Genomic DNA, 17,478 nt, shown 5'->3' on the forward strand with positions numbered 1-17,478 from the left:
TCTCCTATGCAATGGCAAGCGAACGGCGGTATTCGGAAAGGCGCAGGCCGGTGCCCAGCGCCAGCGGATAGGGCAGGATCAGGAGGACCAGCCCGAGCGCCCCGGCCCAGGACAATTGCGGCACCGCCAGCAGGGCGAGCCCCCCGAATGCCGCCAGCAGGGGCAGGATCGGGCCGACCGCGTCACAGGCCTCCGACGCGTCCTTCGCCGTCCGCCGGAAGGCGCCGGACCGGTTGAGCAGCGCGTCCACCGTGCCGATGGCGGAGGGCAGGATCATGGTGATGCGCGAGGCCAGCGCGCTTAGCACCGTGGCCGCGCCCGACGACCCGCGCACCGCCGCCACCAGCACCAGCGGCAGGCAGACCGACAGGTAGACCATGGCGAGCCCCAGCCCCGACAGGGTGGTCAGCCAGAGCGCGGCCTCGGGGGCGCCGCCCGCGAGCATCGCCAGCACCCCGCCGATCAGCCCCGCCGCCAGCGGCAGCGCAAGGTTGTTCCACGCGGTCAGTTGCGAGAAGACCTGCACCGCCGTGCGCGGCGACAGCCCGCTGAAGCCGCAGCGGATCGTGTCGAGGTTGCCCGCCGCCCAGCGATAGCGCTGTTGCGACAGCCCCGCCAGGTCGAGCGGCAGGATGCCCCGCCCCACCGGCCGGTCGACGAACCGCCCGCGGAAGCCAAGCCGGCGCAGGCGCAGGCCAAGCTCGGCATCCTCGGTGATGGTCCGCCCGCTCCAGCCGCCGGCCTGTTCCAGCGCGCTGCGGCGGATGACGCTCAGCGTGCCGGTCAGAAGCATCGCGCCGGCCACCTGGGCCTTGCGGGCGTGGCGCAGGAAGTAATCCGCAAGCTCGAGCGACAGGCCGGCCACCGGCCCCGCATCGTTGCGATAGGCCTGCGGGAATTGCAGGAAATCCTCGCCGCCCGAGCGCAGTTCGCGGGCCGCGATGGCCAGGAAATCGGGCTCGACCACGTAATCGGCATCCACCACGATCACGTGGCTCGCCGCCGGGTCGGTCCGGTCGAGCGCGATGTTGAGCGCGCCCGCCTTGGCGCCCTCGACCCCGTCCTCGTGGTAGAACCGGAAGGCCGGGCCGAGCGTGGCGCACAGCGCCTCGACCGGGCGCCAGAGGGCCGGGTCGGCGGTGTTGTTGTCGAGCACGATGACCTCGTAATCCGGCGCGCCGACCTGGGCCGCCAGCGCCTGCAGGGTCCGGCTGACCACCGCCGGGGGCTCCTGGTGAATGGCGAGGTGAACGGAGAAGCGGAGCGGCTGCGCCGAACCGCCCGGCAGGACCGGGCTGCCTTCGCGTCGGCTGAACGCGGCGGCGAGGTTGAACGTGCCGAGAATCCCCTGCGCGACCAGAGCCGCGGCCACCGGGATGAGGGCCAGCCAGGGCATGGCGATGCCGAGCAGGATCAGCGAGAGGAATACACCTCTCCCGTCGAATTTGTGCATGGCCGGGTCTCCGATAGGGCCGGCGGTCCTCTGACTGCCGTACGAAGGGAGAACCGCGGCCGGGTCGGAATCGTTCCGGCAACATTTGTTATTCCGGCGCTGCCCTTGCCCCGGCGGGACGGCGCGCCATGGCTTCGGGCGGAATCGAGGGTTATCAGCGCGTTGGGCGGAACCGTTTCAGGCGGGAACGGGCAATTACCGCCTCGGGCCGTGCGTCGAGAGCAGCGGCGACGCCCCGGCGGGGGGCCGGAAACCCGGGAACCGGCGTCAATCCGCCGTACCGGGGGCGGCAGGCGCCCCGCCGGACTCAGGCGCGGCGCGGTTAGGCCGCGCGCCCGTCGCGGTCGGTCAGCAACGCCTCGGTCAGCGCGGCGAGATCGAGCAGGAAGCTTTCCTGGTACCATTCGGTGAAGATCTGCAGCCCGATGGGCAGGCCCTCCGACGTCATTCCGCAGGGCAGCGAGATCGCCGGGTGGCCGGTCAGGTTCAGCGGATAGGTGAAGGGATACCACGCGCCGCGCACCGTGCCGCGGTTGCCGGCGACATCGACATCGCCCGCGGTGTCGATGTCGATCTTCAGCGGCGGCGCGGTCAGCGTCGGCGAGACGATGGCATCGGTGCGGGCCAGCACCTGCTGGATATCGCGGAACATGCGGGTGCGGTCGGCCGCCGCGCGGGCGGCGTCGATGGCGGTCAGGCGGCTGCCCTCGGCGATCCGGATGCGCAATGTCTCGCCGACGGCGTTGCCGAACTTGTCCATGTGCGGGCCCACGCGCGCGGCAAGGCCGCTGCGCAGGACGGTCAGGAAGGTCTCCTCGAACGCCTTGAAATCAAGCTCGATCTCCTCGACCACGGCGCCTTGCGCCTCCATCCCGCGCAGGGCCGCCTCGGTCGCGGCGGCGACCTCCGGGTCGACACTGGCGCCGGCGCGCGGCAGCCATGCAAGGCGCAACCCCTCGAAGCTTTCGGCGCGGCGCTGGCGGGGCATCTCGGCCTGTCCAAAGGGGTCGCGCCGGTCGAAGCCTTTCATCGCGTCGAAGAACAGCCGCGTGTCGGCCACGTCGCGGGCCATCGGCCCGACATAGGAATTGGCGCCGAACAGGTCGGGCAATTGCAGGTGCGGGATGGTGCCCAGCGTCGCCTTCAGCCCGACGATCCCGCAGCAGGCGGCGGGAATGCGGATCGACCCGCCCCCGTCCGACCCGATCGACAGCGGCCCCATCCCGGCGGCCACGGCCACCGCCGAGCCCGAGCTTGACGCGCCGGGCGTGCGGTCGGGATGGGTCGGGTGCAGGGTGCGGCCGGAAACGGGCGATGTCGCCTCGGGCTTGTGGCCGAACTCGGGCGTCGTGGTCTTGCCGATCAGGATGCCGCCCGCCGCCTTCGACCGCGCGACGGACACGCCGTCTTCGCCCGGCACGTTGTGCTCGAAGATCATCGAGCCCTGCGTGGTGCGCACGCCCGCGGTGTTGATCAGGTCCTTGACCGAAAAGGGCACGCCGTGCAGCGGGCCCAGCTTGGCCCCGTCCATCACCTGCGCCTCGGCGCGCCTGGCCTGCGCGCGGGCCTCCTCGGCGGTGACGGTGACGAAGGCGTTCAGCTCCGCCCGTGCCTCGATCCGGGCAAGCGCGGCCTCGACCGCCTCCACGGGCGAGATCGCTTTCTCGCGGATCGCGGCGGCTAGGGCGGTGGCCGTCATGTCGGCGATGTCGGTCATTTTGGAAACCTCCGTCTTTACAACAGGTTGCGGCCGCCATTGATGGCGATTGTCTGCCCGGTGATGAAACGCGCCTCGTCCGAGGCGAGGTAGGCCACGAGCCCAGCCACATCCTCGGGCGCGGCGATGAATCCTGCCGGCGTGGCCGCCACCAGCGCGTCGAGCGTCTCGCGCGGAATGCGCTCATGCGCCTCGGTCGCGATGGCGCCGGGGCAGACGGCGTTGACGGTGACGCCATGCGGCGCCAGCTCCATCGCCAGCGCGCGGGTGAAGCCGATTACCCCCATCTTGGCCGCCGCGTAATCGGCAAGGCGCAGGTCGCCCGAGAGCGCCGCGTCGCTCGACATGTTGACGATCCGGCCCTGCCCGCGCGCCTTCATGCCCGGCGCGATCAGGCGGGAGGTGCGCAGGGTGCTCATCAGGCTGATCTCGGTGACGAAGCGCCAGACGTCCTCCTCGGACTCGCAAAACAGCGACGCGCGCTCCCGACCGCTCTGGCCGAGGTTGTTGAAGAGGATATCGACGGGTCCGAATGCCGCCTCCGCCGCCTCAATCGCGGCTTCCAGCGCCGCGCGGTCGGTGCAGTCGAGCGCCTGCGACAGCCAGCGGTCCTCGGCCCCCTCCGGCGCCTCGGCGGCGTTCAGGTCGAGCACCGACACCCGCGCCCCCTCCTCGGCAAAGCGCCGCGCCGTCGCGCCGCCGATGCCCCCGGCCCCGCCGGTGATCAGCACGTGCCGCCCCGCGAACCGCCGCATCAGTGAAAGCTCCGCCCGCCATCCACGGCCAGCGCCACGCCGGTGACGTAGCTGGCCGCCGGGCTGGCGAGAAAGACGATGGCCTCGGCCAATTCCTCCGGCGCCCCGACCCGGCCCAGCGCATAGCGCGCGCGGATCAGTTCGAGACGCGCGTCGGGGTCGTCATGCCCCTCGTAGCTTTGCCGGAAGAGTCCGGTTTCCACCGCCCCGGGGCAGACCGCGTTGACGCGAATGCCATGCCCGGCCCAGTCCATGGCGAGCGATTTCGACAGCATGACCACCCCGGCCTTCGAGGCGCAATAGGCCGCCCGGTCGGGGATCGGCCGCAGCCCGGCGCCGGAGGAGACGTTGACGATCGCGCCGTGCTCCGAGTGGCAGAGATAGGGAAAGGCCGCCCGCGCGGTGCGCATGGGGCCGGTCAGGTTGACGCCGATCACCTGCTCCCACTGCGCGTCGGTCACCTCGGCCGAGGGCGCCTCGAGGTCGATGCCGGCGGAGTTGATCAGCACGTCGAGCCCGCCCATGTCCTCGCACAGGCCCTGCACCGCCTCGGCCACCGCCCCGTCATCCAGCAGATCCGCCGTGGCATGGGCCATGCCGTCCGGCCCGCCCCCGGCCCGGTCGAGAACCGCCACCTCGGCGCCACGCGCCTGCATCATCAGCGCCGTCGCCCGCCCGATCCCGGCGGCGCCGCCGGCGACCAGAACCCTCAGCCCCGCCAGATCGCTCATGCCGCGGCCTTCAGCAGCCCGCGCATGTCGTCGCTGATCCGGTCGCAGCGGTCGATCCAGACGCTGGAATGGCCCTGCACATGCTCGATGAACCTCGCCAGCAGGATGGCGCCCGAGGGCTGGCCGATGAACTCGGGGTGACAGGCCAGCACCATCATCCGGTCTTCGGCGTAAAGCGTGTCGAACTCCCAGCTCCACGTGTCGAGCACCTGGGGCGGCGAGGTGATCGTCCGGCCCGGCAGGATCTTGGCGAACTGGAAATAGGGGCTGTCGGTGTTGATGTAGCGGAACGGCAGCTCGACACAGTCGGTCGGCTCGTCGCGGATCGTCAGCAGGTAGGGCGCGTCGTCGTCGAAGAAGTTCGAGGAATAGGAGAACCCGTATTCCTTGATCAGGTCCATCGTCACCGGCGTCACCTCGGCCGCCGGAGAGCGCCAGCCGCGCGGGGCGGCCCCCGTCGCCGCGATGATCGCCTGCTGGCCGCGCTCCATCTCCTCGCGCTCTTCCTCGGGGGTCAGGGTGACGATCCAGCGGTGGGTGTGGCTGTGATGGGCAATCTCGTGCCCGTCCTTCAGGAGCGCCTCGACCACCTCGGGATGCGCCTCGACCACCTGTCCGGGGATGAAGAAGGTGGATTGCACCCCGTAACGGCGCAGCACGTCCATCACCCGCCAGACGCCGCGTTTCCAGCCATAGGCGCCCTGCGACATCAGGATCGGGCGTTTGTGCGCCTCGGGGTCGCGGGCGGTCCACATCGTCTCGCAGTCGAGATCGAAGGTCAGCATCATGGGGAAGCCCCGTGTGGTAAAGCTCATGTCGGTGCCCTCAGAAAAAGCGTGAGAAGGAGACCCAGCGCTGTGCGAGGATCAGCACGATCGCGGTGCCCGCGATCATCAGGCTGGAGGCGGCCGCGATCGACGGGTCGACCCCGTGTTCGACCGAGGCGAAGATCTTGACCGGCAGGGTCGTCTGGCGCGGGGTCAGCAGGAAGATCGTCACCGGCACGTTGTCGAGCGAGGTGACGAAGGAGAAGATGCCGCCCGCCACGAGGCCGGGCTTCAGCAGCGGCAGGGTCACCAGCCGGAAGGCGGTGAACCCGTCGGCGCCCAGCACGCGGGCGGCTTCCTCGACCTGCGGGTTGAGCCCGGTCAGCGACGAGAGCGCCGAGCGCACCACGTAGGGCAGCGTGATCAGCACGTGGGCCAGCACGAGGATGATGAAATGCCCCCGGAGCCCCAGGAGCGAGACGTATTGCAGCAGCGCCACGCCGATCACCACGGCCGGGAAGACCAGCGGCGCCATGACCAGCGACAGGATCGCGTCGCCGCCGCGCACCATGCGGTGATGCAGCGCATAGCTGGCCGCCGTGCCGAGGATCAGCGACAGGCCCGTCGCGCAGCTGGCCAGGATCAGGCTGGTGGTGATCGCCCGGATATAGCCGTCATCCGACAGCACCTTGGCGAACCAGTCGAGCGTCCAGCCCTGGGGCGGGATCGTGAGGTATTCCGTGGCCGAGAAGGAGGCGATGAGCACGACCAGCGTGGGCGCGTTCATGAACAGAAGGATCGCCATCGCCGACAGCGTCAGCAGCCACGAGGGATTGCGCGCCATCATGCTGCGAACCCCTTGGTGAAATGCGCCGCGATCCGGTTGGCGCCCCAGATCAGCGTCAGCGCGATCACCGTCAGCACGAAGGCCAGCGCGGCCCCGGCGGGCCAGTCGAGATTGGTCATGAACTCGTCGTAGATCTGCGTCGCCATCACCTTGTAGGTCGGCCCGCCCAGCATCCGGGGCGTGACCAGTGCGCTGATCGACAGCACGAAGACGAGGATCGAGCCGGTGATGATGCCGGGCGTCGCCAGCGGCATGGTGATGGTCATGAAGACGCGCGGGCGCGAGCTTTTGAGGGTATAGGCCGCGGCCTCGACATCCGCCGGGATGTTCTGCAGCGCGGGGATCAGCAGCAGCACCATGAAGGGCAGGAAGATCTGCGTCAGGCCGATGATGACGCCGGTCAGGTTGTACATCAGGTCCAGCGGCGTGGCGATCAGCCCGGCCGCCATCAGCGCCTCGTTGATCAGCCCGCGCGGCGCCAGCAGCACCATCCAGCCAAAGGAGCGCACGACGATGTTGCAAAGGAGCGGAAAGATCACCAGCAGGATCGCGATGGTCTGAACCGCGGGCCGCGCCCGCTGGATGTAGATCGCCAGCGGGAAGCCCAGCACGAGGCAGGCCGCGGTCACGATCAGCCCCAGCATCAGCGTGCGGCCGATGATCAGCAGGTAATAGGGGTCGCCGATGACGAAGATGTAGTTGGCCAGCGTCCAGTCGTCGCCGAAGCCCTGCATGCCCGAATAGCTGCGCAGGCTCAGCAGCGCCATGATCGCCGTCGGCGCAAGGAAGCCCGCGATCAGCAGGGCGAGCACCGGCGTCATCAGGCCATATCCGGCGGGGCGGGCGCGCATCGTCACGCGGCCTCGCGCGGGGCGAGGTAGACATGCTCGGGCGCCACCGAGACGCCGACGCGCGTGCCCTCGGGAAGGTTGGCCTTCGGCCCCTGCGAACGCACCCGCGCCAACAGTTCGAGCCCGGTGTCGAGAGTGACGAGGTACTGCACCGAGGCGCCCTCGAAGATCCGCAGCGAGACGCGGCCCGACAGGGGCGCGTCGGCGGCGTCGGGGTCGAGCACGATATCCTCCTGCCGCAGGGTGACGCTGACCGGCGCGCCTTCGGCGCCCTGGGCCGTGCCGGGCGACAGCAGGACGTTGGCGGCGATCTCGACCTGCCCGCCCCGCATCGTGCCGTCGAGCTTGTTGGGGCTGCCGATGAAACCGGCGACGAAGGCGTTGGCCGGGTTGTAATAGACCTCTTCCGGGGTGCCGAGCTGCTGGATGTCGCCGCCGGCCAGAAGGCAGATCCGGTCGGAGAGCGACATCGCCTCGTGCTGGTCATGGGTGACGAAAAGCGAGGTCAGCTCCAGCTCGGCCTGAAGGCGCTTGAGCTCGATCTGCATCTCCTCGCGCAGTTGCGCGTCGAGGTTCGAGAGGGGTTCGTCGAAAAGAAGGATGGAGGGGCGCGGCGCGATGGAGCGGGCCAGCGCCACGCGCTGCTGCTGGCCGCCGGAAAGCTGGCGGGGGAAGCGGTCGGCATGGGCGTCGAGCCGGACGCGGACGAGCGCCTCCTTGACGCGGGTGTCGAGATCGCCGCCGCGCACGCCCTGGCGGCGCAGGCCGAAGGCCACGTTCTCGAACACGGTCAGGTGCGGGAACAGCGCGTAGGACTGGAAGACCAGCCCGATATTGCGCCGGTTCGCCGGCCGGCGGGTCACGTCCTCGCCGCCGATCAGGATGGACCCCGAACTGGGCTCGAGCAGGCCCGCGATCATGCGCAGGATGGTGGTCTTGCCGCAGCCCGACGGCCCGAGCAGCGAGACGAACTCCCCCTCGGCCACGTCGAGGGATACGGCGTTCACCACGGCGGTGTCGTCATAGCGTTTGGTCAGGTCCCGGATGGCAAGAGAGGACACGGCGCACTCCGTCTGTGGAGGTCGGCCGAAGCCCGCGCGCACGGCGCGGGCCCCGGACCCGGTGTTGGGTTCAGCGGGTGACTTCGCGCTGCCAGCGGCGGCGCCAGTCGGCCACGTTCTCGGCGATGACGGCCGGATCGGGGAAGTAGAGCGTGTCGTACATCTCCGGCGGCACGGCCTCGGCCGCCGCCCCGTCCAGCGTGACGGTGGTGTTCACCGGCCCGGCATACATCTTGTTGGCGAAACAGGTCTGCGCCTCGGCCGACAGGGCGTTGTCGATATAGGTATAGGCGGCCTCGGAATTCGCGGCGCCCTCGGGGATGACCATCGTGACCTTGATGCCGATCGCCCCCTCCTCGGGGTAGCTGATGGCCACCGGCACGCCGGCATCGGCCGCCGCCGCCGCGCGGTCGGGATACCACGGCGCGATGGTGATCTCGCCCCGCTCGAACATCGAGATGATCTGGTCCGCCTGCGTGTAATAGGCCGCCACGTTGTCGGTGATCCCCTTGATCGCCTCGTAGCCCGGATCGAGGTTGTCGATATCCCCGCCGTTGAGCCGCGCCGCGGCGATCAAGAAATGCACCCCCGCGGTGCCCGAGATATCCGGCAGCGCCACTTTCCCGGCGTTGGCCGCGTCGAACACGGCGCTCCAGCTTGTCGGCTTCTCGTCGAACGCCTCGGGGTTGTAGGCCAGCGCGGTCGCGCCCCACTGGTACTGCACGTAATGGCCGTCGGCGCCCACGGCGCCCTCCACCAGGTCACCGGAATTCGACAGTTTCTCCATGTCGAGCTGTTGCAGCAGCCCCTCGGCGGCAAGCTGTTCGGCGAAGGAGTTGTCGATATAGACCACGTCGAAATCGCTGTCGCCGCCGGTGGCGCGGACCTGGGCCGCGAATTGCGAGGAGTTGGAATTCTGGGTGATGACGCTGGCACCCGACTGGTCCTCGAAGGGCGCCACGTGGCATTCCGCGGCGGCCTCGGCGAAACTGCCGCCGAACATCCCGACGACGACCTCCTGGGCGCCCGCGGCCTGCGCGGCAAGCGCGGCGCCGGTCAGGGCGGTGGTGAACATGAGCTTGGACATCGTATTCCCCGTTGGTTGATTTATGACATCAGTGTGACCGGTTCGACCGGACCTGTCCAGTTTTTTCTTTCATTAAAGATACCTGAAAGATTTCTGCGCGAAATGAGGGAGTTACCCGACGAAACCCTAGCCCCGCGTGCCCATCGAGTTGACCAGCACCATCCGCCGGAGCAGGTCGACAAGGGTTTTCTGCTCCTCCTCCGACAGCATCCGCACCATGTTGCGCTCGGTCGCCGCCTGCACCGGCATCGCCTCCTCGCTCAGCGCGAACCCCTCGGGCGTCAGCTCGACCAGAACGCCGCGCCCGTCCTTGGGGTCGATCGAGCGGCGGATATAGCCCTGCTCCTCGATCTTGCGCATCAGGTTCGACAACCCGCCCGAGCTGATCAGCATGGTCGATTGCAGCGCCTTGGGCGTCATCCGGTAGGGCTCGCCCGAGGCGCGCAGCGTGGCGATGACGGCGTAGGTGGAATACTTGACGCCGAATTTCTGCGTGGTCTCGTTCATCCGGTCGAGGATGATCTCGCTCAGCCGCAGGATGCGGCCGGTGATCGCCTTGCCGGAGGTGTCGATCTCCGGCCGTTCCTCGTTCCACAGGCCGATCCCGGCATCCGCAATGTCCTGTTCGTCATCCACCAGATAGCTCATGCCGGTCGCTCACCTTTAAGAGAAATTTTCCTTTCAGGTAAGTTAAACCGGATTGACCCCGAACGAAAGGTCATGCCCGGCCGGGCCCCACGTCAAGGGGGCCGGCACCCATTCAAACCGTCTCGAGGCCCTCAGGCGGTGCCCGCCTGCTCCGCCTGGTGGGCGCGGACCATGTCCATCATGCTGTTGAACCGGAAATCGTAATGCGGCATCTCGCCGGGGTTCATCGTCGCGCCGAAGCCTTCCTTGTCGTGGCGGCGGTAGATCCAGCAATTCGCCAGCCCGTACTTGTTCGCCGACTGGTGATCGTGGAACATGCTTTCGGCGGTGTGCAGGATGTCGCCCTTGCCGATCCCCTGCCGGGCCAATGTCTCGAGCATGTAGTCGAAATTCCGGTCGGCGGGCTTGTAGCTGCCCACGTCCTCGGCGGTATAGACCCCGTCGAAATGCACGCCGAGCCGGGCGTTCGAGCCGGAAAAGCTGAGGTTGTCGGTATTGGTCAGCACCACCAGCTTGTAATGTTGCTTGAGATAGGCCAGCGCCTCGCGGCTGTCGTCGAAGGCGGGCCAGTGCCGGACGGAGGTGCCATAGGCCGCGCATTCCTCCCACGTGACCTCGACCCCCCATTCCTCGGCCAGCCGCCGATAGACCACGGCCAGCAGGTCGTAATATTTCTTGGCGGGCGTCCAGCGCTGGGTCGTCGACTCGTAATAGGCATGCGCCTCGAGGATGTCGTCGCGCGTCAGGTGGCGGCTGACCTTGTCGGTGAGCGGCTTCAGCCCCTCGACCATGCCGCTTTCCCAGTCGATCAGCGTGCCGTAGACATCAAAGGTCAATACCTTGAAATCGCTCAGTTTCATGTGCTTCCCTTCCTGTTCGGGCCGTGGGGCCGCGGCACCGCCGCCCCGGCGTTCCTGCCACGTCGGCGCGACGGTGCACGCGATCGACGGCCTATGCAACGTGGCAAAGCCGGAACGCGTCGTAAATCGCGGCATGGACATTCCGGCTGGTCAGCGCGTCGCCGATGCGGTGCAGTTCGTACCCCTCGCGCGCCCGGGGCTGCGGGCGGCTGGCCAGCAGGGCGTCGATATCCGTCACCCCCTCGTTGCCCGCCTGGTCTCGCAGCGCCTCGAACATGTCGTTGTCGGGGATCGTGCCCATGTCGACGATCACCTGGTCGACCACGTGGTGCAGCTCCTGCCGGGTCAGCTCGTTGAGAAGCGTCACGGCAAGCCGGTTGTCCTTGCGCTCCACGGAAATGAGTCGCTGGTCGATCTTCGGCTCGATCCCCATCTTGGCGAACTCGGTCTTCCAGCGCGTCGTTTCGGCATAGGTCAGGTCCTGACCCAGCCCGCCGTCGATCGTCGTGAAGGTCACCTCGGCGCCGGCCTCCTTCGCGATGCGCGCAGCCAGCGGTGCCGGGTGGCGGCCGGTGCCGTCCCAGACCAGCACCGTCTCGGCGGGTTGTGTCTGCCGGCCGATGATGTCCCACGCGCTGACCACCAGGTCGGCGCCGGTGCCGAAATCGGTCTGCGGCAGCGCGCCGGTGGCGAGGATGACGAGGTCGGGATCGAGCGCCGCGACGTCGGCCTCGTCCATGAACTCGTTGTAGCGGACCTCGACGCCGTGATGCTCCAGCTCGGCCAGGCGCCAGTCGATGATGCCGGTGAGGTCGCGGCGCCAGCCTTCCGAGGCCAGGATCACCTGCCCCCCGGCGCGCGGCGCGGCCTCGTGCACCGTCACCTCGTGACCGCGCAGCGCCAGCACGCGCGCGGCTTCCAGCCCGCCCGGCCCGGCGCCGACCACCACCGCCCGGCGCTTCTTCGCCGCCGGTTCCACCTTGTGCGACAGGAAGGTCTCGCGGCCCGTCACGGCGTTGTGCAGGCATTTCGGCCGGTATTGCGACTGGCAGTGCTGGGCGCCGACGCAGGGGCGCACGCGCTCCTCCTGCCCGGCGGCGAGCTTCGCCACCAGGTGCGGATCGGCGATCTGGGCGCGGGTCATGCCCGCCATGTCGATGTGCCCCTCGGCCACCGCGTGACGCGCCGAGGCGAGGTCGGAAATCCGCGCGGCGTGGAAGACCGGCAGGTTGACCTCGCGCTTGAAGCGGCCGATCGACTCGACCCAGGGCGCGATGGGCGTGCCCATGCCCGGCATGTTCTCGTTGGTCAGCGCGCGCAGCGTGTCCATCGAGCCGTAGATGGCGTTGAAGAAGTCGATCGTGCCGGCTTCCTGAAGCCGCCGCGCGGCCTCGAGGCTTTCCTCGGGGGTCAGCGCCCCGTCGATCCCCTCGTCGACCACCCAGCGGATGCCGATGATGAAATCGCTGCTCGTGGCCTCGCGCATCGCCTCGTGGACCATCAGGGCAAAGCGCATCCGGTTTTCCAGCGACCCGCCGAACCCGTCGGTGCGCAGGTTGGTCTTGGGCGACAGGAACTGCCCGATCATGTGCCCGCCCGAGAGCGTCTCGATCCCGTCGAGCCCGCCCTCCTCGCAACGCTTCGCCGCGGCGGCATAGGCTTTCACGACCCGGTCGATATCGTGGCGGTCCATCTCCCGCGGGATGGCCCGGTGCAGGGTCTCGCGCAGGGGCGAGGGGCCGATGGCAGGCAGCCAGTCCTGGTCATAGGGCTGCGCCCGGCGCCCGAGATGGGTGATCTGGCACATCAGCGCCGCCCCCTGCGCGTGCATCCGCTCGGAGAAGCGCTGCAGGTGCGGGATAATCCCGTCGACGCCCACGTTGAGCTGGTTGAAGATATTCGGGCTGTCCGGCGCCACGTTCGACGAGCCGCCGAACATCGACAGCGCGATGCCGCCCCGCGCCTTTTCCTCGTGATAGGCCTGGTAGGCGTCCTGCGGATACCCGTCGACCTGCAGCCCGCAGGCGTGGCTGGTCGACATGATCCGGTTGCGCAGTTCCAGCCCCCTGATCTTCAGCGGGGTCAGCAGCGGATCGGTCCGCCGTGCGGCGACGGGTACATCACCCTGTAGCATGTGGCTCTCCATGTAAGAATTCGTACTGTTCAAGATTTCAAACGCCCTACCCAAGCCGGCTGAACGGGTGCGAGGTGCGCGTCAGGCCGCCGTCGACACAGATGTTCTGGCCGACGATGTAGCTGTTGGCGTCGCTTGCCAGGAAGGCGACGAGTTTGGCGACCTCCTCGGGGCGGCCGGGCCGCCCGGCGGGGATATGCTGCGAGGCCTGGTCGATCTGTTCCTGGCTGTACTTGCCGCGCATCGTCTCGCTCAGCGTGTAGCCGGGCGACACCGCGTTCACCAGGATGCCCTTCCCCGCCACCTCCGCCGCCAGCGCGGCATTCAGCCCGTCCAGCCCGAATTTCGAGGCGCAATAGGCGGTGTTCAGCGGGTTGCCCGCCACGCTCCAGATCGAGGTGATGTTGACGATCCGCCCCCATCCCCGTGCCATCATGTGCGGCAGGCACGCCCGCGTCAGGGCATAGGGCCCCTCGAGGTTCGTCCCGAGGATCTGCCCCAGCCGGTCGTCATCCGTCTCGGTCATCGCCCCCTTCAGGTTGATGCCCGCATTGTTGATCAGGATATCGGGCTTCAGCACCGTCTCCACATGCCCGATCGCCGACGCCCGGCTGGCCGGGTCGAGGAAGTCGAGCGGCAGGTAGCCGATCGACCCGTCAAGCCCCTCGGGCCGTTCCGCCGACCGCCCGGTGATGGTGCAGGCACAGCCCGCCGCCCGAAGCTCGGCGGCGATGGCGGCCCCGATCCCCTTGCCGGCCCCGGTGATGAGCGCGGTACGTTTCCCCTTGGTCATATCGTGGCCTCTTCATACAGGTAGCACGCCGTGGCATGGCCCGGCCCGGTGCTGCGGAAATCCGGGTGGCGCTCGGCACAGGCCGCCATGGCGTGCGGACAGCGGTTGAGATAGCGGCAGGCGCGCCGGTCGTCGGTCAGCGGGTTGAACACGTCGCGCGTGCTGGCCACGCTCTTGCGCTCGTGGTCGAGCGTGCCCAGAAGCTCCTGCGTATAGGGGTGTTTCGGATCGGCATAGACCGCCCGTGTCGGCCCGAATTCCAGCAGCTTGCCGAAATACATGATGGCGATCCGGTCGCACAGGAACCGCGCGACATGCAGGTCATGGGTCACGAAGACGATGGTCAGGTCGTGGCTGTCGCGCAGCCGTTTCAGCAGGTTGAGGATCTGCGCCCGCACCGAGACATCCAGCTTCGACACCGCCTCGTCGGCGAACAGCACCCTGGGGTTGGTGGCCAGCGCCCGGGCGATGGCCGCTCGCTGAAGCTGCCCGCCGGAGAGTTCGTGCGGAAACCGGTTCCGGAACTGCGCGCCAAGGCCGACGTCCTTCAACAGCCCGTCGATCGCCTCGGCCATGTTGCCCCGCCCGGCCCGGCCGTGCAGGCGCAGGGGGATGGCGATGGCCTCGGCAATCGTCTGGCGCGGGTTGAGCGAGGAGAGCGGATCCTGGAACACCATCTGCATCGTCCCGTCGCTCAGCCGCGCGGGCTTGCCGTCCAGCGTCACCGTGCCGCCGGCCACCGAATGCAAGCCGAGAGCCGCCTTGCAGATCGTCGTCTTGCCGCTGCCCGACTCGCCCACGATGCCAAGGATCTCGCCCCGCGCGACCGACAGGTTCACGTGGTCGACCGCGTTGAAGCTGGTCGTCCTGCCGCGCAGGCGCGACATCATCCCGGCAGAGGCCGCGAACGTCACGACCACGTCGTCGAAATCCAGCAATCCGCTCATGGCGTCACCTCGTGTTCTGCGTCCTGCCCGGCCTTGATGCAACGGACCAGCCCGTGCCCTTCGACCGGCCGCAGCGCGATGGCATGGTCGCAGGCCTTTTCGTAAAGCGGGCAGCGCGGCGCGAAGCGGCAGCGGTTCTCCGGGTGCACCCCGGTGCCGATCTCGCCCGAGATTTCCGTCAGCGTCTCGACCTCGCCCTCGAGCTCGCGCGCCGTCCGCACCAGCCCTTGCGTATAGGGGTGCTGCGGGCGGCGCATCAGCGCCTCGGTCGGGCCCTGCTCGACGATCTGTCCGGCATACATCACGATCACGCTGTCGCTGATCATCTCGGCGATGGTCATGTCATGGGTGATGAAGATGAACGAGGCATCGGTCTCGCGCCGCAGCTTGTCGAACAGGTCGAGGATCTGGCGCTCGACGAGGTTGTCGAGGTTGGTCGTCGGCTCGTCCGCCACGATCAGCGAGGGCTTGGAGAACATCACCAGCGCTATCAGGCAGCGTTGCAACATCCCGCCGCTCATCTGGTGGGGGTACTTTCGCAGCGCGTTCTCGGGGTCGGCGATGTCGGCCTTGGCCAGCACCTCCTTGGCATCCTTCATGATCTCGCCGCGCGGGGCGCCGGCGCCGCGATGCAGCTTGCCCACCGTGCGGAAATGCCAGCCGATCGTCTTGACCGGGTTGAACGAGCCCACCGGGTCCTGGAAGATCATCGCCAGCTCGGTGCCGCGCAATAGGTTGAACTCGGCCTCGGTCAGCGTGCTGATATCGCGGCCCTTGAACCGGATCTCCTTTGCCTCGAGGCTGGCATTCTTGGGCAGCAGGCGCAGGATCGCCTTCGACGTCACCGTCTTGCCCGAGCCGGATTCCCCGATCAGGCCCAGCACCTTGCCCCGGTCGACCGAGAAGGACACGTCGGACGATACCGTCAGGTTGGCACTGGCCAGCCGGAACGCCACGTTCAGGTCGTTCACTTCGAGCAATGTCTCGGACATGGTCATTCCCTCACTTTCAGCCGGGGGTCGGACAGGTCGCGGATGCCGTCGCCCAGCAGGTTGAGCCCCAGCAGCGCCACCGTCACCGACAGCCCGCTCAGCGTCAGAACCCAGGGCGAGCGGCGGAAATATTCCTGCCCGTCGGCCATGATCACGCCCAGCGACGGGGTCGGCGGCTGCACGCCCAGCCCGATGAAGGACAGGCCGCTTTCGATCACGATGCCGAAGGCGACGGCGATGGTGGCCTGCACGAGGATCGGCGCCGAGATGTTGGGGAGGATCTCGCGGAACAGGATGCGCGGGGTGCCCTGCCCCATCACCTGCGCCGCCTGCACGTAGGCGTCGTTGCGCACCGTCTCGGTCATGTTGCGGGTGATCCGGGCGAAGATGGGCAGGTAGACCAGCATGATCGCCAGCGCCACGTTGGTCACGCCATAGCCAAGGGCCACCATCAGGAACAGCGCCAGCACGAAGGCCGGAAAGGCGAAGAGCAGGTCGACGACGCGCATCACGATCACGTCCATCCAGCCGCCGTGGAAGCCGGAATAGAGCCCCGCCGTGATGCCCAGCACCATCGCCGCGAAGACGCCCGAGACGCTGATCAGAAGCGAGATGCGCGCGCCTTCCAGCACCCGGGTGATCACGTCGCGCCCGAGACTGTCGGTGCCGAACGGATGCGCCCAGGACGGCGCCTGTAGCGCATTCATGAAATCGTGCTGGTTGCTGCTCCATTTCGACAGCATCGGCCCGAAGAACACCGCCAGCAGGAACAGCGTGGTGATCGTCAGCCCGGCCAGCGCGGTGCGGTTGTGAAGGAAATGCTTGAGTTTCATGGGGATTACCTCACGCGTCTCGGGTCAAGCATGGCGCAGATCAGGTCGACCACGTAGTTGACCGCCAGCACGATGCCGAGGAAGACGACCGCACAGGCCTGCACGACGAAGAAGTCGCGGGCGAAGGCCGCCTCGACCATCAGCGACCCCACGCCGTTGATGCCGAAGATGCGCTCGATGATGACCACGCCGCCCAGCAGGTAGCGGATCTGCAGCCCGACGACGGTGATGTAGGGGATCAGCGAATTGCGGAAGACATGGTGCAGGAAGCGGAACCGCCCGGAATGCCCCATGGCCTTGGCCACCATCACGTGCTCGCGGTCGAGGTTCTCGATCAGCGCGGTGCGCAAGGTGCGGGTGAAGACCGCCGCCATCGGCGCGGCGATGGCCAGCGCCGGCAGGAAGCCCGAGTAGAAGGCGCCGGCCAGCGACTCGGACGGCTGGGTGAACCCGTAGGAGGGGAACCAGCCCAGCCCGATCGACAGGCCCAGGATCAGCATGTAGCCGAACCAGAAATCCGGCATCGACACGCCCAGCACCGCCAGCGACGTGGCCCCGGTGTCGACCGACGTGCCCCGGTTCAGCGCGGCCAGCGTGCCCAGGATCAGCGACAGGGTGACGGCGATCAGGATGGCATAGACGCCCACGAAGATCGTGTTGGGCAGGCGGTAGATCAGCAGCTCGCCGATATTCTCGCCCGCCGAGACCGACAGCGACTGGCCGAAATCGAACTGCACCAGCCCGCCCAGCCAGTCGAGGTATTGCGTCGTCAGCGGCGCGTCGAGCCCGTGTTTGCGGTTGAACTCCGCCACGGTCTCCTCGGTCGCGTAGTCGCCCAGCACGATCAGCGCCGGGTCGCCCGGCGCGGCCTTCATCACGAGGAAGACGACGATCGTGCCGACCAGCATCGTGACGAGCGACCCCGACAGGCGGGAAAGGAAATATTTCAGGCTAGAGGGCATCTGGCTTGGTCCATCGGTCAGCGGCCCCCCGCGAGCATCG

17 protein-coding genes are annotated in these 17,478 nt (G+C 68.1%); all 17 read right to left on the reverse strand.

What is annotated here, in order from left to right; all coding sequences use genetic code 11:
- Positions 1 to 4 precede the first annotated feature (4 nt).
- The 17 genes from RLN94_RS09510 to RLN94_RS09590 all read right to left on the reverse strand — a co-directional run bounded on the left by RLN94_RS09510 (position 5) and on the right by RLN94_RS09590 (position 17,438).
- Positions 5 to 1,453 carry a glycosyltransferase family 2 protein gene (locus RLN94_RS09510; RefSeq protein ID WP_350132359.1) on the reverse strand — a complete coding sequence of 483 codons (1,449 nt, stop codon included), beginning with the start codon at positions 1,451 to 1,453 and terminating at the stop codon, positions 5 to 7.
- A gap of 322 nt (positions 1,454 to 1,775) precedes the next feature.
- Complete coding sequence (locus RLN94_RS09515; protein WP_350132362.1) at positions 1,776 to 3,170, reverse strand: amidase; 1,395 nt, start codon at positions 3,168 to 3,170, stop codon at positions 1,776 to 1,778.
- 17 nt (positions 3,171 to 3,187) lie between these two features.
- Positions 3,188 to 3,925, reverse strand: coding sequence for an SDR family NAD(P)-dependent oxidoreductase (locus RLN94_RS09520; protein ID WP_350132365.1), 738 nt, complete (start codon positions 3,923 to 3,925; stop codon positions 3,188 to 3,190).
- Positions 3,925 to 4,656, reverse strand: a complete 732-nt coding sequence (locus RLN94_RS09525) for an SDR family NAD(P)-dependent oxidoreductase (protein ID WP_350132367.1) — start codon at positions 4,654 to 4,656, stop codon at positions 3,925 to 3,927. Before RLN94_RS09525 ends, RLN94_RS09520 begins: the two co-directional genes overlap by 1 nt.
- Positions 4,653 to 5,471 (reverse strand): polysaccharide deacetylase family protein, encoded by an 819-nt coding sequence (locus RLN94_RS09530; RefSeq protein ID WP_350132370.1) that lies wholly within the window; start codon positions 5,469 to 5,471, stop codon positions 4,653 to 4,655. Before RLN94_RS09530 ends, RLN94_RS09525 begins: the two co-directional genes overlap by 4 nt.
- 10 nt (positions 5,472 to 5,481) lie before the next feature.
- Positions 5,482 to 6,270: an ABC transporter permease gene (locus RLN94_RS09535; protein ID WP_350132373.1), complete on the reverse strand. Its 789-nt coding sequence runs from the start codon at positions 6,268 to 6,270 to the stop codon at positions 5,482 to 5,484.
- Positions 6,267 to 7,091, reverse strand: a complete 825-nt coding sequence (locus RLN94_RS09540; RefSeq protein ID WP_350132376.1) for an ABC transporter permease — start codon at positions 7,089 to 7,091, stop codon at positions 6,267 to 6,269. The genes RLN94_RS09535 and RLN94_RS09540 overlap by 4 nt, the downstream gene beginning before the upstream one ends.
- 32 nt (positions 7,092 to 7,123) lie before the next feature.
- On the reverse strand, positions 7,124 to 8,182 hold the full coding sequence (locus RLN94_RS09545; RefSeq protein ID WP_350132379.1) for an ABC transporter ATP-binding protein: 1,059 nt from the start codon (positions 8,180 to 8,182) through the stop codon (positions 7,124 to 7,126).
- A gap of 70 nt (positions 8,183 to 8,252) precedes the next feature.
- Positions 8,253 to 9,269 carry an ABC transporter substrate-binding protein gene (locus RLN94_RS09550; RefSeq protein ID WP_350132382.1) on the reverse strand — a complete coding sequence of 339 codons (1,017 nt, stop codon included), beginning with the start codon at positions 9,267 to 9,269 and terminating at the stop codon, positions 8,253 to 8,255.
- Between the two features lie 126 nt (positions 9,270 to 9,395).
- Complete coding sequence (locus tag RLN94_RS09555; RefSeq protein ID WP_350132385.1) at positions 9,396 to 9,917, reverse strand: MarR family winged helix-turn-helix transcriptional regulator; 522 nt, start codon at positions 9,915 to 9,917, stop codon at positions 9,396 to 9,398.
- Positions 9,918 to 10,048: 131 nt separating this feature from the next.
- A complete protein-coding gene (locus tag RLN94_RS09560; protein WP_350132388.1) occupies positions 10,049 to 10,777 on the reverse strand; it encodes a haloacid dehalogenase type II in 729 nt (242 codons plus the stop codon).
- A gap of 91 nt (positions 10,778 to 10,868) precedes the next feature.
- Complete coding sequence (locus RLN94_RS09565) at positions 10,869 to 12,911, reverse strand: oxidoreductase (RefSeq protein ID WP_350132391.1); 2,043 nt, start codon at positions 12,909 to 12,911, stop codon at positions 10,869 to 10,871.
- A 46-nt stretch (positions 12,912 to 12,957) separates the two neighbouring features.
- A complete protein-coding gene (locus RLN94_RS09570; RefSeq protein ID WP_350132394.1) occupies positions 12,958 to 13,704 on the reverse strand; it encodes an SDR family NAD(P)-dependent oxidoreductase in 747 nt (248 codons plus the stop codon).
- Positions 13,701 to 14,651, reverse strand: a complete 951-nt coding sequence (locus RLN94_RS09575; RefSeq protein ID WP_350132397.1) for an ABC transporter ATP-binding protein — start codon at positions 14,649 to 14,651, stop codon at positions 13,701 to 13,703. Before RLN94_RS09575 ends, RLN94_RS09570 begins: the two co-directional genes overlap by 4 nt.
- Entirely contained in the window at positions 14,648 to 15,643 is a 996-nt protein-coding gene (locus tag RLN94_RS09580) for an ABC transporter ATP-binding protein (protein ID WP_350132400.1), read from the reverse strand. The genes RLN94_RS09575 and RLN94_RS09580 overlap by 4 nt, the downstream gene beginning before the upstream one ends.
- A gap of 2 nt (positions 15,644 to 15,645) precedes the next feature.
- Positions 15,646 to 16,476, reverse strand: coding sequence for an ABC transporter permease (locus RLN94_RS09585; protein WP_350132404.1), 831 nt, complete (start codon positions 16,474 to 16,476; stop codon positions 15,646 to 15,648).
- A gap of 5 nt (positions 16,477 to 16,481) precedes the next feature.
- Positions 16,482 to 17,438, reverse strand: a complete 957-nt coding sequence (locus tag RLN94_RS09590; RefSeq protein ID WP_350132407.1) for an ABC transporter permease — start codon at positions 17,436 to 17,438, stop codon at positions 16,482 to 16,484.
- Positions 17,439 to 17,478 lie beyond the last annotated feature (40 nt).

It is taken from the genome of Roseovarius sp. (assembly GCF_040223625.1).
Taxonomy (GTDB): domain Bacteria; phylum Pseudomonadota; class Alphaproteobacteria; order Rhodobacterales; family Rhodobacteraceae; genus Roseovarius.

What these genes read in the sequence shown, in the direction of transcription:
- RLN94_RS09510 (WP_350132359.1), bottom strand. Translation starts at nt 1,453, where the DNA reads ATGCACAAATTCGACGGGAGAGGTGTATTCCTCTCGCTGATCCTGCTC.
- RLN94_RS09515 (WP_350132362.1), bottom strand. Translation starts at nt 3,170, where the DNA reads ATGACCGACATCGCCGACATGACGGCCACCGCCCTAGCCGCCGCGATC.
- RLN94_RS09520 (WP_350132365.1), bottom strand. Translation starts at nt 3,925, where the DNA reads ATGCGGCGGTTCGCGGGGCGGCACGTGCTGATCACCGGCGGGGCCGGG.
- RLN94_RS09525 (WP_350132367.1), bottom strand. Translation starts at nt 4,656, where the DNA reads ATGAGCGATCTGGCGGGGCTGAGGGTTCTGGTCGCCGGCGGCGCCGCC.
- RLN94_RS09530 (WP_350132370.1), bottom strand. Translation starts at nt 5,471, where the DNA reads ATGAGCTTTACCACACGGGGCTTCCCCATGATGCTGACCTTCGATCTC.
- RLN94_RS09535 (WP_350132373.1), bottom strand. Translation starts at nt 6,270, where the DNA reads ATGATGGCGCGCAATCCCTCGTGGCTGCTGACGCTGTCGGCGATGGCG.
- RLN94_RS09540 (WP_350132376.1), bottom strand. Translation starts at nt 7,091, where the DNA reads ATGACGCCGGTGCTCGCCCTGCTGATCGCGGGCTTCCTTGCGCCGACG.
- RLN94_RS09550 (WP_350132382.1), bottom strand. Translation starts at nt 9,269, where the DNA reads ATGTCCAAGCTCATGTTCACCACCGCCCTGACCGGCGCCGCGCTTGCC.
- RLN94_RS09555 (WP_350132385.1), bottom strand. Translation starts at nt 9,917, where the DNA reads ATGAGCTATCTGGTGGATGACGAACAGGACATTGCGGATGCCGGGATC.
- RLN94_RS09560 (WP_350132388.1), bottom strand. Translation starts at nt 10,777, where the DNA reads ATGAAACTGAGCGATTTCAAGGTATTGACCTTTGATGTCTACGGCACG.
- RLN94_RS09565 (WP_350132391.1), bottom strand. Translation starts at nt 12,911, where the DNA reads ATGCTACAGGGTGATGTACCCGTCGCCGCACGGCGGACCGATCCGCTG.
- RLN94_RS09570 (WP_350132394.1), bottom strand. Translation starts at nt 13,704, where the DNA reads ATGACCAAGGGGAAACGTACCGCGCTCATCACCGGGGCCGGCAAGGGG.
- RLN94_RS09575 (WP_350132397.1), bottom strand. Translation starts at nt 14,651, where the DNA reads ATGAGCGGATTGCTGGATTTCGACGACGTGGTCGTGACGTTCGCGGCC.
- RLN94_RS09580 (WP_350132400.1), bottom strand. Translation starts at nt 15,643, where the DNA reads ATGTCCGAGACATTGCTCGAAGTGAACGACCTGAACGTGGCGTTCCGG.
- RLN94_RS09585 (WP_350132404.1), bottom strand. Translation starts at nt 16,476, where the DNA reads ATGAAACTCAAGCATTTCCTTCACAACCGCACCGCGCTGGCCGGGCTG.
- RLN94_RS09590 (WP_350132407.1), bottom strand. Translation starts at nt 17,438, where the DNA reads ATGCCCTCTAGCCTGAAATATTTCCTTTCCCGCCTGTCGGGGTCGCTC.